Source organism: Pseudoalteromonas sp. SiA1 (assembly GCF_018732205.1).
In the GTDB taxonomy this organism is placed as follows: domain Bacteria; phylum Pseudomonadota; class Gammaproteobacteria; order Enterobacterales; family Alteromonadaceae; genus Pseudoalteromonas; species Pseudoalteromonas tetraodonis.
On the sequence record NZ_CP076084.1, the window covers coordinates 820537 to 835627 of the forward strand.

Below are 15091 nucleotides of genomic sequence, written 5' to 3' on the forward strand. Positions count from 1 at the left end.
CTAGAATATGAATATTAAAAATAAATTAAATATAGTAACCCTAATCAGTGCCGTTTGTATGTCATTTTCAGTTTGGGCTATGAGTTTAGATGAAGCTAAAAGCCAAGGCTTAGTTGGTGAAAACAGCTCAGGCTACCTTGGATTAGTTGTACAAAATACAGAAGCAAAAGCGGTTGTTGATGACGTTAACGAAAAACGTAAGGCACAGTACTTAAAATTAGCTAAAAAGAATAACTTGTCACTTGCACAAGTTGAGGCATTGGCAGCAGCAAAAACAATCGAAAAAACGCAAAGCGGCCATTATATTGAAGTAAATGGTAGCTGGGTCAAAAAATAAAGTTAATGGGTCAACTAAAGGTATTAAAAGCCGAGCTTATACGCTCGGTTTTTTACAGTTTTCTAATAATTGTTGCCAAAAATCAATGCCTTTTCGGCGTGCTAAGTTTATATTATGCTCAGGAATAGACTCAGGTTCGTCATAGTTTTCAAGTGCTTCACTCATACTTGCTTCACGAATTAGGTGCAAGGTAGGAAACGGTGCTCTATTTGTGTAGTTGGCCGGATCGGTTTCATTGCTATCGGCAAATACATAATCAGGATGAAAGTTAGCAATTTGATATTTACCTTCAAAGCCTTGTGCAACCAATAGCGCATTTGCTAAATCGACTAAATCTAAAAAGTCTTCAAAGTCACTAAAACCGTTATCGAACATGATTAGCGTGGTTTCTCGTTCGCTCTCGCGGTCAAGCTCGATACATTGCTCAAGCATATCCATTACAGCATCATCGATAGTCTTAGCGTTACTTACAATGTAATGAATACAGTTGTTTTCGACTTCTTTACGGGCAAACGGGCAAAAGTTATATTTTACAATAACGGATGAAACCCATTCTCGGGTTTGGCTAATAGCTATGTTAGTCACTGTTTTGGCTCTAAGTATTGATTAATAATAGTGAGTGTTTTTTTTATGGCGCCTTGGTTTTTAGCAACACATTGCGCAGCTTTTGTGCCGAGCGTTTGGCATGCCTTTTTATTTTGGCTAAAGGTAATGAGTTGTTGTGCCAGTTCATCTGCATTTTCTACCACGCATGCCCCTTTGAGCTTTGTTAACTCAGGATAGACATGATCAAAGTTATACGTGTGAGGGCCTGTTATTACACCGACCGAAAATGCGGCTGACTCAAGCGGGTTATGACCACCACGACGAATCAAACTACCGCCAATATAACTAACACTAGCCGCGCCGTATAAACACTGTAATTCACCTAGCGTATCGGCAAGTAAAACGTGTTCGTTTTGGTAATTATTTTGGCTACGACGACTAAAGCTTAAAGTACTTTGTGTGAGTAGTTCAGCCACTTTATCAAATTGCTCGGGGTGTCGCGGGGCAATAATCAATAAAGCATCAGGCTGCTTTTTTAACAACTGCTGGTGGGCATCGAGTATTAATTCATGCTCTATAGGGTGAGTAGAACCTGCCACCCATATAAAACGTTCTTGGCTATTATAGTACTGTTTGAGCACGCTCACCTTTGTAAGTTGCTCTTGATTGGGGCTTATATCAAACTTGATTGAACCTGTAACATGGCTTTTTGAAGGCTCAAGCCCAAGTGTAATAAAACGCTCTGCATCTGTTTTATTATGACTGGCTAACGCAGTAATAGATTGCATAATACGGTGAGTTAACTGCGCAACCTTTTGATAACCCTGCTGCGACTTTTCAGAAAGTCTCGCATTAACAACCAATACCGGGATTTTTTTGTTATGCGCATTAGCCATAATATTTGGCCACAATTCAGTTTCTAAAATACATAGTAACTGCGGTTTTACGCGTTTTAAAAATCGAGCAGTGGCAAAAGGAAAATCGATAGGTAAATAACTAATAGCGACGGTATCTTTAAATTGTGCTGTTATTTGTGCGCGGCCAGTCGGGGTATTACAAGTGATCAAAATATTGAGCTGCGGGTGCTCATTTTGCAACGCTTTAATTAATGGCGTAGCTGCTAATACCTCACCTACAGAAGCACAATGAATAACAACAGGTTTAGTTTTATTAGAAAATAAACAGCGACGTACAAATCCAAAACGTTCTTTAAAATGCGCGCGATAACCCGAATTTTTTTTACCACGTAATACATATAAATAAAATATGATCAAAGGGCTAATAATGATTAGTGCAAGTGAATAAAAAGTGCGTGCCATACTGAGCTTTGTTTAAGGTAATTGTAGCTAGTTTATCGTGAAACGGCTTATTTCTAAACATACAAAGTATAAAAGTTGGTTTGAGTTCATTTACTAGGGTATAAACTAAATCAATGTCATTCAAATCACGCTATTGCATCAGTTTCATGATTTTAGGAAATGCTTATGGTTACTTTTATAACAAAAACGATTTCCATGCAGTAAGCCTTTGATTTTAGTTTCTGTGAAACATCTAATTTAGTTATATAGAGGTGATTTGGCTATAAAATTATGGAATAATGAAATTAATTTTTCCTGCCATTTCAGTTCCAAGAGGAATATCTCATGTCAATTATAGATTCAGTGGCAACCAGCTACCTAGAAAGTTTAAACCGTCATCAAGTATTGTTTGAAACAATGGAGGCGTATCATCAAGAGGTAATGCAGTTGCTAGAAGCATGTCATAGTGCTTTACAAGCTGGTGGTAAGGTTGTTTGGTTTGGTAATGGCGGCAGTGCTGCCGATGCTCAGCATTTAGCTGCAGAGTTTGTGGTGCGTTATAAATTAGAGCGAGGCCCATTAGCGTCTATTGCTTTGACCACAGACACGTCTATTTTAACAGCGCACAGCAACGATTATCATTTTGATACTGTGTTTGAGCGCCAAGTACAGGCGCTATGTAAGCCTGAGGATATTGTGATTGGTTTAACTACATCAGGTACCAGTAAAAATATTAATTTAGCATTAGAAGCTGCTAACAAAATAGGGGCATTCACGGTTGCACTTACTGGCCGTGACGGCGGGCAAGTAAAAGATATTGCAAAGTTACCTATTATTATCAAAAACGACGAGACCGCGCGTATTCAAGAAGCACACATGTTTATTGGCCATTGGTTATGTGAAGCCATGGATATGGTTGTTGTGGAGCAGCAGTAATGGATTTATCTTTACTAAAGAACTTATCAGCAGCACGTATTTTAGTGGTGGGCGACGTGATGCTCGATCGTTATTGGTATGGTGATTCAGGGCGTATCTCACCAGAAGCGCCAGTACCCGTTGTTAAAGTCAGTAAATTTGAAGACAAGGCTGGCGGTGCGGCTAACGTGGCTAAAAATATAGCCCGTTTAGATGGTAAAGTGGGGTTGTTAGGCCTTATTGGCGAGGATGAAAGTGGGCAAATTTTAGAAAATATTTTAGAAGGTGAAAAAATAAGTTCACAGCTTGTCAGCGTGTGTGATTTACCGACTATTTCTAAAATGCGTGTAATTAGCCGTCACCAGCAAGTGGTACGTTTAGATTTAGAAGAAACTTTTAACGAATCACATAGCCAGCTTTTATTGAATCGATTAGAGCTTGTGCTAAATGATTACGATTTTATAGTGTTTTCTGATTACAACAAAGGCTCGCTATCGCTGATCAAAGAGATGATAAGTGTGGCCAAAAAAGCAGGTAAAACGGTACTTGTTGATCCTAAATCATCGGACTTACAGTTATATCGCGGTGCTGATTATATAACCCCTAATTTAAATGAATTTAAATTAGCAGGCGGGCAAGTGGGCTCAGAAGAGACACTTGCAAGTAGTGCACGAAACCTCATTAGTGATGCGGGTATAACGGCGATGTTACTTACCCGTTCAGAGCAAGGTATGTCGCTTATAAATGCCACTGAAAAATATGATTTTGCAGCTCAAGAGCTTGAGGTCAGTGACGTAACTGGCGCTGGGGATACTGTTATTGCAACCCTTGCCGTTATGTTAGGTGCGGGCATGATGCCTAAAGATGCGGTAGAAATTGCTAATTTAGCAGCCGGTATTGCGGTGAGTAAATTGGGCGCGGCTACGGTTTCTCCAGAAGAGTTAAGCCGAAAACTGGGGCAATACTTACAAGCAACTGGCGAGCATTATCAAACCCCGTTTGATGACGTATTGCAGCATATTGAATTTGCTAAGCAAAATGGTGAAACGATTGTATTTACTAATGGTTGCTTTGATATTTTGCATGCAGGGCATGTGCGGTATTTAGCGCAAGCTAAAGCCCGTGGGGACAGATTAGTGGTTGGTTTAAACAATGATGAATCTATTGCTCGTTTGAAAGGCCCAGAACGCCCAATAAACCCATTAGATGAGCGCGCCATGGTCCTCAGTGCACTTGCCTCCGTTGATTGGGTTATCCCGTTTGGAAGTGCTGATGAAAATGACACGCCGGCAAAACTTATCGAGCAAATAAGCCCTGATATTCTTGTCAAAGGCGGCGACTATACGGTAGAACAAATAGCCGGTGCGGAGCATGTGCTGCGCCATGGCGGAAAAGTCGAAGTGCTTGAGTTTTTAGATGGCTGTTCAACATCAAAAGTGATTAGCAAAATAAAAAGCTAGTTCGCTAATCAAAAAAAGGGGATAAACTGCAGTTTATCCTCTTTTTAATGTTATTAATGAAACTAAAAGTTGTATTCGAACTTAGCAAATGCAGACGTATCGTTTTCTGCTCCATCGTTATTAGAGGCAAGTCCGCCAAGGGTTAAGCGCCCCCCCATGGCAAGCATTCTATAACGTACTTCAAGCTGCTTAGAACTAAATGCGGTTTTTGTGATTGAGTTACCTAAATCTGGATTATTAGGGTAACGGTCGCGGTTGTCGCTGTTATAGTCAATATCACGCAGTTTTACTTGCCAATCAGTTCCGCTTGAGAGTTGCCCAAGTACAGTAAGTACTAGTGACTGCGTATCATTATCATAAGTAGAGCCGATAGGACGGCCATGATAGCGATAGCCTGATTGATAATCTGTGTGCTCATAATAGCAGTTTTCGGTCGTTGACCCCGCAGAGCAAGAGACACCTGTATCAATATATTCTAAGTTGACTAGTAAATTCTGCTCGTAAACGCGATGTGTTGTTTGTAAGCCAAATAAATACGCTCTATCTGCTGGTTTAAATTGTGAGCTCGCATCTTCACCAATGGTACTTGCATAAATAGCATAAGGTTGATTGAACAACGTATCAGACCAGCGAATATCAATACCGGCTAATTGATTACCAATTTTTGACTGTAACTGGCTATCACAATTACTGGTGCCATCAACGCATTCTGTATCACCGGCAATCATATCGATAAAGTCACTAGCCGAGCTTGGTTGTCCTTTCCCTGCCCATTGTGCTGTCCAGCTTAATGCTATTTCTAATTGTTGAACGGGGCGAAAGTTAACACGAGTGCTCCATAATAACGCATCTGGTACAACTCGGGTTGACTCTAGCTTTGCCATTTGTGCAGTAAAGCTCCACTGACCAATCCAACTCAGCCAAGGTGTTTCAAATGCACTGCTTTGTTCTCTGCTGATACTTATTGCAGGAAGTGGTTTGGCGTTACCAGACATAATTAGACTGTTATCAACGCCTGGTCCCCAAAACTGTTCAACCGCACCGGCTCTAAATATCCAATTACCCAAACGATACGCTAAATAGCTATCATCAAGTGAGGTATCATTGCAGTCAGTCAGTGCTTGCTCATTGTTAACTATATTGTCTGTTGTTTTACCGTTGATTAAACACTTTTTACCATCACTGCGGTGATTAAGCGCAATTTTGGCTGCAAAGTTATGTCCTAGGTAAGCATAGGCTGCTGTTAATTCTGACTCTTGGGTATTCGTTGCACCAAAGCTGGTGGTCGCTAATGGATCTGAGCTGGCAAATGCAGAAAGTTGAACACTATGTGAACCACTGTTTTCTGACTTATAACGATGTTTTACACGCAATAACGCATCTTGTAAGCGAGGTGATAATTGCTCTAGTCCGGCATTATCGATATCAGCAATAAAGCTTTTCCACATTAACGGGTAAGTCGTTACCGGGGCTAAAATAACACCTGCATCGGCGAGTTGCTGGATATCCGCTCTTAACCCAAAATCATCAGGTTTAACCCAGGGTTCAGCATAAACAGGGGTACTCATTGCACAAAAAAGCGAAGAAAGTATAAAAATTTTGTTTCGCAAAGCTCAGATCCTTGTGATTGAAATTACCGGTAAGTTTAGCAATCTAAGCATCTTATTGCAGTAATTAAATCTAAATTGGTATGTTAAATCATATAGAAAAATGCTTACCATCTATCGCTAAAAAGTTGCCATTGGTATACTGCAGGTCAAATAAGCCAGTGAGATTGTAATGAGCAAAAAACGACTTTTATTTATTCCTGTGTCATCACCAGAAGGTATTGGTGAATATATGCGCTCATTACAGCTGGCTCAAACTTTAAAGGCTGAGTATGGCAAGCAGTTAGATATTCATTTTATCTTAAATAAGCATACGGCTTATGCTAAAAGCTGCCCGTTTTCTAGCTTACTCTTAAACCAATCGGCAACAAAAGAAAATACGCACGTATGTCAGTTTATTGATCAATACAAACCAGATGCGGTGCTTTTTGATTGCGCAGGACGCGCTGAGCAAATGAAAGCGGCAAAAAAAGTGGGTGCTAAAGTTGTTTTTATTTCGCAGCATGCAAAAAAGCGGGCAAAAGGTTTAAAGCTTAATAGGACTGGTCTTATTGATACTCATTGGGTGGTACAACCGGATTACTGTATTGAACCTCTTTCGTGGTATGAAAAGCTAAAATTGAGCATGTTGCCTTTGGCCTATCCTGCTAATGTTGGGCCATTTACAGTATTTGCATCAGCGCAACAAAAATGCGATGCACTAAACCGTTATCACTTGAAAGAAAAAGAATTCTTTATTGTTAACGCGGGCTCTGGTGGTCATACAGTTAATGGCGTAAATTGCGCAGATATATATTTTCAAGCAGGGCTTGTTATTGCTAAACAAACAGGCTTGAAAGGCGTGGTGGTATTTGGCCCTAATTACACTAAGTCGCTACCTAAAACCAATGAGTTAATTTGTTTGCCAAGCCAAGAGGGAACTGAATTTTTAGCCTTACTCAGTCAGGCTAAAATTGCATTACTGAGCGCGGGTGATACTTTACTACAAGCTATTGCTTTGCAAACCCCAACCATTGCTTGTGCTATTTCAAAAGATCAGAGTGATCGAGTCGCACGTTGTGCAGCCACTGGCGTTGTTAAACAAGCTGAGCTTGATATTTTAGACATCACTCAAAAAGTGCAAGAGCTACTTACTGAGCCAAATTATAACAATACACTCAGCCAATATATGTTGTTAGAAAATGTACATAGCTTTGATGTTATAACGAATGGTGTAAAAGTACTGTTGCAGGGGAATAAGCTATGAATATTGTCATTGTAATTGACTCTCTTGTTGGTGGTGGCGCTGAAAAGGTAATGCTTACATTAGCGCAAGAGATGGTATTAAAAGACCACAATGTGACTATCTTGTCATTGGCGCAAAATATTGAATATGACATTCCAACCACTTTGAACGTTGAAAGTTTATTTTCAGGTCGAGCAACAAAAGTAGATCGATTTTGGCAGATAAAAAAGAATATCAGAGTGTTAGAGGCATGGTTTGAGCAAAAGTTACGGCAACTTGGGTCTATTGATATAGTACTTTCTAATTTAGATCGTAGTAATAACTTATTAGCGCAGAGTAAAATAAAAAATACCCATTTTGTTGTTCATAACTCAGTTAATGCAGAGCTCGCTAGGCAAAAAAAACTAGGCCCGCTTTCATACTTATATCTTAAAAAGAGTAAACAAAATCTTAATGGTAAATCACTGATCTGCGTGTCCAAAGGGGTTGAAGAAGAAATACAACAAGGCAGCTTAATAACCCCAAGTGCTATTACCACTATTTATAATCCATTCAATTTTAAAACAATCAATGATAAAGCTAATGAGGTGAATACAAATATACCCGATTCTCCATATCTTATTCATGTGGGACGTTTAGCTAAACAAAAACGCCATGATATTTTATTTTCTGCATTTGCCAAGTTAGATAAAAAATACAAATTAGTGCTGTTATGTAACAAAAAAGAAAAGGCATTAAAGTTAGCCAAAGAATATGGTATTGAAAATCAGCTTATTGTTCCGGGATTTGTACAAAACCCATATAACTGGATAAAGCAGGCAAAAGCTTTATTGTTAAGTTCAGACTTTGAAGGGTTTGGTAATGTGCTAGTCGAGGCTTTAGCAGTAGGTACGCCTGCTGTCAGTACTGAGTGCCCTCATGGTCCAAGTGAAATACTTACGGGTGAACTAAGTAAATACCTAGTACCTATTGGCCAAGGTGAGCTCCTAGCGCTCGCAGTTAAGCAAGTGCTCGCAGATAACCCAAATGTAACCAACGCAGCTATTTTAGAAAAGGTGTGTGCCGATAGAGTAACAGAGCAATACTTAGCGTTAGCAAACTAGTTTTTATTAGGTTAACCCATTATGGTAGTGTTTATTTAAACTTTGCCAATCGTTTTCTTGCCAATGAAAGCTGCTATTGCGGCTTTGCTCTTTTAAAAATGAGCGCTGTAGTCGAGACATGTTGCTTTGTTGCCATTTTTTATCGGGTGTTTTTATTTCGCCGCGGTCAAAATCGATAATAAAAACGTTGCCACTGTCATCAAATAAAATATTATTAATATTTAAATCAGCGTGATACACCCCTTCATTATGAAATAACGCAATTGTGCTGGCTATTTTTTTTATTTCAATATCATTCAATGCGCGTTCAATCAGTATATCTAATACGCTTTTAGCGCCGCTAACCGCTTCAGTAATAATATCACCTCGGTAAATAAAACCATGGCGGCTCACTTTAGCGGCAATAGGTTTTGGTACATTTAAACCTAGCTCTATTAATTGTGTCATCAAGCTAAACTCTTTATAAACACGGGTATGCTCAAGCCCCCAGTACAAATACTGATCACTGAGTAGCTTTCCTATCAGGCCGCCACGCCAATAATGGCGCAACACAGCCGTTAAATCTGCGTGTTTAAAAAACCATGCGGTTGCACGTCCCTTTTTAGCGCCAACAATTTTTTGCTGTTGCTGCCAAAAGTCGGGGCTAAACCAATCTAACTCTATCTGGCTGCTATATTGAGGATGGCTCAAAATGACATGGTTATTTTTGACGTGTTGATTAAACATAGCTCATAGGGTTTGCTTTAATATGTGCACATATTAACGTGTTTTAACGCTAAGGATAAGTACTTGCAATGACGCGATTATAATTTAAGATCAGGTTTTATTATTTTACCTCCAAGGAAACGTGTGACTTCAGCGCCTACTTACACTTCAATTTGTATTTTACGTCTTTCTGCTATTGGTGATGTATGCCATGCAGTAAGTGCGGTACAAGCTATTCAAAAAGCACACCCAAATGCCAAAATTACATGGGTGATAGGGAAAGTCGAGGCGATGCTGTTAGCTGACTTACCAGGCGTTGAGCTTGTAGTATTTGATAAAAAGCAAGGTAAAGCGGCACTGAAACAGTTAAAGCAAACCTTTAAAGGGCAGTGTTTTGACGTACTGCTTAATATGCAAGTGGCTTTAAGAGCAGGTTTTGTTGCTCGCTGTATTCCTGCCAAAGTTAAAATTGGCTTTGACTGGGCTCGTTCAAAAGAGCTACATAGTTTATTTATTAATAAACGCATTAAAGCCCAATCTCAGGCGCATGTTTTAGAGGGATTTAAAGGCTTTGCCCAAGCGATTGGTGTTTATGATTATGTCCCTGTATGGAATATGCCCTTTACCAACAAAGATCAAGCTAAAGCTGATGAGCTGTTAGGTGACGATTATTTATCAAATAAGCTATTTGTTATTTCGCCAGCAGCAAGTAAAGCACAGCGTAACTGGTTAGCCGAACGCTATGCTGCGCTTGCGGATTATGCACATACACAGGGGTTTAAAATAGTATTAACTGGTGGACCGACTGAACTGGAAATTAATTTAGCAAATAACATCATTAAACACTCTGATTCACCCATTCTGAACTTGGTGGGTAAAACAAAACTCAAAGAATTATTGTGCGTACTTAAGCGTGCAGACTTAGTACTGGCGCCCGATACAGGCCCAGCTCATATGGCGGTGACTGTGGGTACGCCCGTTATTGGTTTATATGCGCATTCAAACCCAGCGCGTACGGGGCCTTATTTATACCAAGACTACGTGGTTGAGGTTTACCATCAAAACTTAGTAAAGCAAACAGGTAAAACCGCCAAGCAATTGCCTTGGGGTACTCGTGTTAAAGGCGATGATTTAATGAGTCAAATAACCACCGATGCAGTAAAACAAATGTTTGATCATGTTGTTAAAAAAGAGTCACTGTTATGAATCAAGAAAACACTAATAAGGCGCTTTTTTTAGATCGTGATGGCGTAGTAAATGTTGACCATGGTTATGTGTTTAAAAGCGAAGAGTTTGAATTTATAGATGGTGTGTTTTCAACATGCAAAGCGTTTTATGATGCGGGCTATAAAATAATTATAGTGACTAATCAGTCAGGCATTGGCCGTGGTTATTATTCTGAGAGCGAATTTTTAGCGCTTAGCGAGTGGATGAAAGCGCAGTTTAGCGCTCATCAAATTGAAATTACGGACGTTTATTTTTGTCCTCATCATCCTAAAAACGCATTACCAGATTATTTAAAAGAGTGCGATTGCAGAAAACCAGCGCCTGGCATGTTACTTCAAGGAATAGAAGATCATCATATCAACCCTGCGCTTAGTGTGATGGTGGGTGACAAATTAGGTGACATGCACGCTGCCATTAGCGCTAATGTACGTACCAAAGTACTGGTACGTTCAGGGCAAAAATTTGATGACAAAGCTGTAAACTTTGCTGACTATGTTTGTGACTCAATCAACGACCTTCCGGCTTTGTTTGCTGATCTAACGTAGTACACACCTCAAGCCTGTAAACTGGCAGCTTTTCCTGCCAGTTAGGCAATTTGCGACGAATGACAAACAGTGCAATTTGGCGCTTAAACTTTTACAATACCCGCATTATAAATAGCAGCAACACGTCTGCTGTTTAACCCGTTCAACCAAATGGAGATCACAGATGAGAGCATCTGCTTTTTTTAGCCAATTACAACAGCAAATCGAAGACGTTAAAGCGGAAGGTTTGTACAAGAATGAACGTGTTATCACTTCGCAGCAGCAAGCTCAAATTGAAGTGGCATCAGGCGAAAAAGTTATTAATTTTTGTGCTAACAACTACTTAGGTTTAGCTAACAGCCCAGAGCTTATTAAAGCGGCGCAACAAGGCTTAGATGACCATGGGTTTGGTGTGGCTTCTGTGCGTTTCATTTGTGGTACACAAGATATTCATAAAACGCTCGAGAAAAAAATCAGTCAACTTTTAGAAACTGAAGACACCATTTTGTACTCATCATGTTTTGATGCCAATACGGGGTTGTTTGAAACCATATTAGGTGCAGACGATGCGATTATTTCTGATTCATTAAACCATGCTTCTATTATTGATGGCGTACGTTTATGTAAAGCAAAACGTTTCCGTTATGCAAATAACGATATGGCTGATTTAGAAAAGCAATTAATTGCAGCCGATGAAGCCGGTGCTAAAACTAAATTAATTGCAACCGATGGCGTATTCTCAATGGATGGCGTTATTTGTAACTTAGAAGCCGTATGCGACTTAGCTGATAAATACGATGCACTTGTTATGGTTGATGACTCACATGCAGTTGGTTTTGTTGGCGAAAACGGTAAAGGTACACCTGAGTACTGCAACGTGCTTGATCGTGTTGATATTATTACTGGTACCTTAGGTAAAGCACTAGGTGGAGCCTCGGGTGGTTATACCTCAGGTAAAAAAGAAATTGTTGAATGGTTACGTCAGCGTTCTCGTCCTTACTTATTCTCAAATTCATTAGCGCCTTCAATTGTAACGGCGTCAATTAAAGTGTTAGAAATGCTTGAAAATGGCGGTGAGCTTCGCGCTAAGCTATGGTCAAATGCTAAATACTTCCGTGAGCAAATGGAAGCGGCTGGTTTTACCTGTGCAGGTAAAGATCATGCGATTATACCTGTGATGCTAGGAGACGCCAAAGTAGCGTCACTTATGGCTGATAAGTTATTGGCTGAAGGGATTTATGTAACCGGCTTTTCATTCCCTGTTGTACCAAAAGGGCAGGCGCGTATTCGTACCCAAATCTCTGCAGCGCACAGCAAAGAACAGCTTGATATAGCCATTGCAGCCTTTACCCGTATTGGTAAAGAGATTGGTGTTATTTAATTTTCTTGTTAAATCGCGGCTAAAGTCGCGATTTTTTAATTGAGTGTGGATTATGAAAGCATTATCAAAGTTAAAAGCAGAGCCAGGCATTTGGATGACAGATGCACCAAAGCCTGAAGTGGGTCATAACGATCTGTTAATTAAGATTCGTAAAACGGCTATTTGTGGCACCGATGTGCATATTTATAAGTGGGATGAGTGGGCACAAAACACCATACCGACGCCTATGGTGGTTGGCCACGAATACGTGGGTGAAGTAATTGACATGGGACAAGAAGTTCGCGGTTTCGAAGTTGGCGACCGCGTATCAGGTGAAGGTCATATAACCTGTGGCCATTGTCGTAACTGTCGTGCTGGGCGCGTTCACTTATGTCGTAATACAACAGGGGTCGGTGTAAACCGCGAAGGCGCATTTGCAGAGTACTTAGTGATACCTGCATTTAATGCGTTTAAAATCCCAGATAATATTAGCGATGAACTTGCCTCTATTTTTGACCCATTTGGCAATGCAGTACACACGGCTTTATCGTTCGATTTAGTCGGTGAAGATGTCTTGATCACCGGTGCTGGCCCAATTGGTATTATGGCTGCAGCTGTGGCTAAGCATGTGGGTGCACGCCATGTGGTTATTACTGATGTAAATGAATACCGCCTAGACTTAGCACGTAAAATGGGCGCAACGCGTGCTGTAAACGTCGCGAATGAAAAGCTTGAAGATGTAGCTAAAGAGCTGGGCATGACTGAAGGCTTTGATATTGGCCTAGAGATGTCAGGTGTACCAAGTGCATTTAATGCCATGCTAAATAACATGAATCATGGCGGCAAAATTGCCATGTTGGGAATTCCACCTTCAGATATGGCGGTCGATTGGAATCAAGTTATTTTTAAAGGCTTAGTGATCAAAGGTATTTACGGTCGTGAGATGTTTGAAACTTGGTACAAAATGGCCAGTTTGATTCAATCAGGGCTTGATTTAAAACCAATTATTACTCATCAGTATTCAATAGATGACTTCCAAGCTGGCTTTGATATGATGATTTCAGGCCAATCGGGTAAAGTAATTCTTAACTGGGATTAATTACCCCTTGTTAAGAGAATTAAAGGCGGCATTTGTCGCCTTTTTTGTAATTATAAGAGAGTACTATGGCATTTAAACATATATCAATCGCACAAACCCTTGAACTACTCGATAAAGAAGATGTAGTGATTGCTGATATTCGCGATCCTAATTCGTATCAAGCGGGTCATATTCCGGGTTCAGAGGCATTATCTAATGCGAATATTGCCCAATTTATGATGGAAAAGGAGTTTGACCAGCCGATTATTATTGTCTGTTATCACGGCATGAGCTCACAAGGCGCTGCCAGCTACTTAGTAGAGCAAGGCTTTGAAGATGTTTACAGTATGGATGGCGGTTTTACTGCATGGGAAGCCGCTTACAAGGATAAAGTAGCACGATGATAGAGCTAGGCAGCCTAACTAACCCCCGTGCTGCACAGGGCTTTATAGATTACCTAAAAAGCCAAGGGCTTTCAGGGCAAATTCGTACTGAGGATGGCCATACGCTTGTTATTAGTGTGGCACCTGAAGACTTTCATGCAGTGCAGCCTTTATGGAACGAATTTGCTAAAAACCCTAATCATGAACGTTATCAACAAGCATCATGGCAAGTAGGTACTACGCAGTCACCGTTAAAGTATCAAGGGCAGTCGCTTAATTTAGTTGCCCGTTTTAAAGCCTTAAGCTGGCTTAATCAAAGTGTTAGTATTCTCAGTATTATTGTTTATGTTGCCTTTTTATTTGGTGCATTTGAGCCTATTTACATGGCGTTGCAGTTCAATCCTGCGTCACCACTTACCTGGTTAACACCTGCTATTGTGCATTTTAGCGCTATGCATATTGTGTTTAACTTAATCTGGTGGGTATCGCTGGGTGATAACATTGAAAAGCAATGCGGTAAGTCGAGTTTAATCGGACTTTTTTTAGTTACCGCTTTAATAAGTAATTGGGCACAATACTTAATGGTCGGTCCTAACTTTGGTGGGCTTAGCGGTGTTGTATATGGGTTGTTAGGCTTTTGTTGGATTTACAGCGCGCTTAACCCTAAACAGCCTGCACTGGTTACAACCGCGATTGTTGGTTTTATGCTGGTATGGTTAGTACTTGGTTTTGCAGATGTATTATTTGTTGGAATGGCTAATTGGGCACACTTAGGTGGGCTTGTTAGCGGTATGGCTTTTGCCTATACCGCTCAGCTTTTTAAAACAAAAAGCGCCTAGTGATATAAATATTTAGTAAATAACAGGTCTCGGATTATTTCTTGGCCTGTTTCTTCCTTAAGTAAGCTTTTTAGTTTTTCTGCGCTCTTAAGGCGAATTTGCTCACGCCCTGTTAAAGACTTTATTTTGTTTTCAGGCTCTTTTGATAATATCTCTACTAGCGCATCACGTAACAGCGGGGTGTGGTGTTCTACAATGGCAATATCGGATGTTTTATTTAGCATTAAATCTACCGTGACGCGAACGTAACCCATTTTTTTACTCGATGGACCAATGTAATTAGTAATAATGTCTGGCTCAAACCCAAAATAACCCACAGTAGACTCAGCACGTGCTGATAAGCTAGTTAGGCTGACTAAAAGAATAAAAAGGCCTGTAAATACTGTTTTTTTCATTTCAAAAGCGTTTCCGTAAACTGGTTACAAATAGTTTATACTTATTAGTAAATAAGATACAGCAAGATGCTGTTATTTGTTGAGTTATG

The 15091-nt window shown here is 40.1% G+C and carries 16 protein-coding genes; 11 read left to right on the forward strand and 5 right to left on the reverse strand.

Going from position 1 to position 15091, the window contains the following annotated elements; genetic code table 11:
- The first annotated feature begins 7 nt into the window (after nucleotides 1-7).
- Nucleotides 8-337 carry a YdbL family probable chaperone protein gene (locus KK487_RS03755; protein WP_008468219.1) on the forward strand — a complete coding sequence of 110 codons (330 nt, stop codon included), beginning with the start codon at nucleotides 8-10 and terminating at the stop codon, nucleotides 335-337.
- Nucleotides 338-373: 36 nt separating this feature from the next.
- On the opposite strand, the gene KK487_RS03760 is transcribed toward KK487_RS03755, so the two are convergent.
- Nucleotides 374-922: a DUF1415 domain-containing protein gene (locus KK487_RS03760; RefSeq protein WP_013464276.1), complete on the reverse strand. Its 549-nt coding sequence runs from the start codon at nucleotides 920-922 to the stop codon at nucleotides 374-376.
- Nucleotides 919-2202, reverse strand: a complete 1284-nt coding sequence (waaA, locus tag KK487_RS03765; RefSeq protein WP_128583460.1) for a lipid IV(A) 3-deoxy-D-manno-octulosonic acid transferase — start codon at nucleotides 2200-2202, stop codon at nucleotides 919-921. The genes KK487_RS03760 and waaA overlap by 4 nt, the downstream gene beginning before the upstream one ends.
- 324 nt (nucleotides 2203-2526) lie before the next feature.
- Between waaA and KK487_RS03770 the strand changes: the two genes are divergently transcribed.
- Both KK487_RS03770 and hldE read left to right on the forward strand, forming a co-directional pair.
- Nucleotides 2527-3117: a D-sedoheptulose-7-phosphate isomerase gene (locus tag KK487_RS03770; RefSeq protein WP_013464278.1), complete on the forward strand. Its 591-nt coding sequence runs from the start codon at nucleotides 2527-2529 to the stop codon at nucleotides 3115-3117.
- On the forward strand, nucleotides 3117-4556 hold the full coding sequence (gene hldE / locus KK487_RS03775; protein WP_013464279.1) for a bifunctional D-glycero-beta-D-manno-heptose-7-phosphate kinase/D-glycero-beta-D-manno-heptose 1-phosphate adenylyltransferase HldE: 1440 nt from the start codon (nucleotides 3117-3119) through the stop codon (nucleotides 4554-4556). The genes KK487_RS03770 and hldE overlap by 1 nt, the downstream gene beginning before the upstream one ends.
- A 62-nt stretch (nucleotides 4557-4618) precedes the next feature.
- Here the strand turns inward: hldE and KK487_RS03780 are convergent, their stop codons facing one another.
- Nucleotides 4619-6166, reverse strand: coding sequence for a capsule assembly Wzi family protein (locus tag KK487_RS03780; protein WP_128583424.1), 1548 nt, complete (start codon nucleotides 6164-6166; stop codon nucleotides 4619-4621).
- A 169-nt stretch (nucleotides 6167-6335) separates the two neighbouring features.
- Between KK487_RS03780 and KK487_RS03785 the strand changes: the two genes are divergently transcribed.
- On the forward strand, nucleotides 6336-7409 hold the full coding sequence (locus KK487_RS03785) for a hypothetical protein (protein WP_036956742.1): 1074 nt from the start codon (nucleotides 6336-6338) through the stop codon (nucleotides 7407-7409).
- Nucleotides 7406-8491 (forward strand): glycosyltransferase, encoded by a 1086-nt coding sequence (locus tag KK487_RS03790; RefSeq protein WP_024601846.1) that lies wholly within the window; start codon nucleotides 7406-7408, stop codon nucleotides 8489-8491. Before KK487_RS03785 ends, KK487_RS03790 begins: the two co-directional genes overlap by 4 nt.
- Before the next feature lie 6 nt (nucleotides 8492-8497).
- On the opposite strand, the gene KK487_RS03795 is transcribed toward KK487_RS03790, so the two are convergent.
- Entirely contained in the window at nucleotides 8498-9217 is a 720-nt protein-coding gene (locus tag KK487_RS03795; protein WP_033104016.1) for a 3-deoxy-D-manno-octulosonic acid kinase, read from the reverse strand.
- Nucleotides 9218-9340: 123 nt separating this feature from the next.
- On the opposite strand from KK487_RS03795, the gene KK487_RS03800 reads away from it, so the two are divergent.
- The 6 genes from KK487_RS03800 to glpG all read left to right on the forward strand — a co-directional run bounded on the left by KK487_RS03800 (nucleotide 9341) and on the right by glpG (nucleotide 14607).
- Nucleotides 9341-10402: a glycosyltransferase family 9 protein gene (locus tag KK487_RS03800; protein WP_036956743.1), complete on the forward strand. Its 1062-nt coding sequence runs from the start codon at nucleotides 9341-9343 to the stop codon at nucleotides 10400-10402.
- Nucleotides 10399-10968, forward strand: coding sequence for a D-glycero-beta-D-manno-heptose 1,7-bisphosphate 7-phosphatase (gmhB, locus tag KK487_RS03805; RefSeq protein ID WP_024601849.1), 570 nt, complete (start codon nucleotides 10399-10401; stop codon nucleotides 10966-10968). The genes KK487_RS03800 and gmhB overlap by 4 nt, the downstream gene beginning before the upstream one ends.
- A 163-nt stretch (nucleotides 10969-11131) precedes the next feature.
- Entirely contained in the window at nucleotides 11132-12328 is a 1197-nt protein-coding gene (locus tag KK487_RS03810; RefSeq protein ID WP_036956744.1) for a glycine C-acetyltransferase, read from the forward strand.
- A gap of 52 nt (nucleotides 12329-12380) precedes the next feature.
- Nucleotides 12381-13406, forward strand: a complete 1026-nt coding sequence (gene tdh, locus KK487_RS03815) for an L-threonine 3-dehydrogenase (protein ID WP_010390995.1) — start codon at nucleotides 12381-12383, stop codon at nucleotides 13404-13406.
- A gap of 65 nt (nucleotides 13407-13471) precedes the next feature.
- Nucleotides 13472-13789 carry a thiosulfate sulfurtransferase GlpE gene (gene glpE / locus KK487_RS03820; protein WP_033104018.1) on the forward strand — a complete coding sequence of 106 codons (318 nt, stop codon included), beginning with the start codon at nucleotides 13472-13474 and terminating at the stop codon, nucleotides 13787-13789.
- Entirely contained in the window at nucleotides 13786-14607 is an 822-nt protein-coding gene (gene glpG / locus KK487_RS03825; RefSeq protein WP_036956745.1) for a rhomboid family intramembrane serine protease GlpG, read from the forward strand. Before glpE ends, glpG begins: the two co-directional genes overlap by 4 nt.
- Here glpG and KK487_RS03830 read toward each other — a convergent pair.
- Nucleotides 14604-15002: a flagellar basal body-associated protein FliL gene (locus KK487_RS03830; protein ID WP_008115596.1), complete on the reverse strand. Its 399-nt coding sequence runs from the start codon at nucleotides 15000-15002 to the stop codon at nucleotides 14604-14606. The two genes, glpG and KK487_RS03830, sit on opposite strands and share 4 nt — an antisense overlap.
- Nucleotides 15003-15091 lie beyond the last annotated feature (89 nt).

What these genes read in the sequence shown, in the direction of transcription:
- hldE (WP_013464279.1), top strand. Translation starts at nt 3,117, where the DNA reads ATGGATTTATCTTTACTAAAGAACTTATCAGCAGCACGTATTTTAGTG.
- KK487_RS03755 (WP_008468219.1), top strand. Translation starts at nt 8, where the DNA reads ATGAATATTAAAAATAAATTAAATATAGTAACCCTAATCAGTGCCGTT.
- KK487_RS03785 (WP_036956742.1), top strand. Translation starts at nt 6,336, where the DNA reads ATGAGCAAAAAACGACTTTTATTTATTCCTGTGTCATCACCAGAAGGT.
- KK487_RS03790 (WP_024601846.1), top strand. Translation starts at nt 7,406, where the DNA reads ATGAATATTGTCATTGTAATTGACTCTCTTGTTGGTGGTGGCGCTGAA.
- waaA (WP_128583460.1), bottom strand. Translation starts at nt 2,202, where the DNA reads ATGGCACGCACTTTTTATTCACTTGCACTAATCATTATTAGCCCTTTG.
- gmhB (WP_024601849.1), top strand. Translation starts at nt 10,399, where the DNA reads ATGAATCAAGAAAACACTAATAAGGCGCTTTTTTTAGATCGTGATGGC.
- glpG (WP_036956745.1), top strand. Translation starts at nt 13,786, where the DNA reads ATGATAGAGCTAGGCAGCCTAACTAACCCCCGTGCTGCACAGGGCTTT.
- KK487_RS03770 (WP_013464278.1), top strand. Translation starts at nt 2,527, where the DNA reads ATGTCAATTATAGATTCAGTGGCAACCAGCTACCTAGAAAGTTTAAAC.
- KK487_RS03830 (WP_008115596.1), bottom strand. Translation starts at nt 15,002, where the DNA reads ATGAAAAAAACAGTATTTACAGGCCTTTTTATTCTTTTAGTCAGCCTA.
- tdh (WP_010390995.1), top strand. Translation starts at nt 12,381, where the DNA reads ATGAAAGCATTATCAAAGTTAAAAGCAGAGCCAGGCATTTGGATGACA.
- glpE (WP_033104018.1), top strand. Translation starts at nt 13,472, where the DNA reads ATGGCATTTAAACATATATCAATCGCACAAACCCTTGAACTACTCGAT.
- KK487_RS03810 (WP_036956744.1), top strand. Translation starts at nt 11,132, where the DNA reads ATGAGAGCATCTGCTTTTTTTAGCCAATTACAACAGCAAATCGAAGAC.
- KK487_RS03795 (WP_033104016.1), bottom strand. Translation starts at nt 9,217, where the DNA reads ATGTTTAATCAACACGTCAAAAATAACCATGTCATTTTGAGCCATCCT.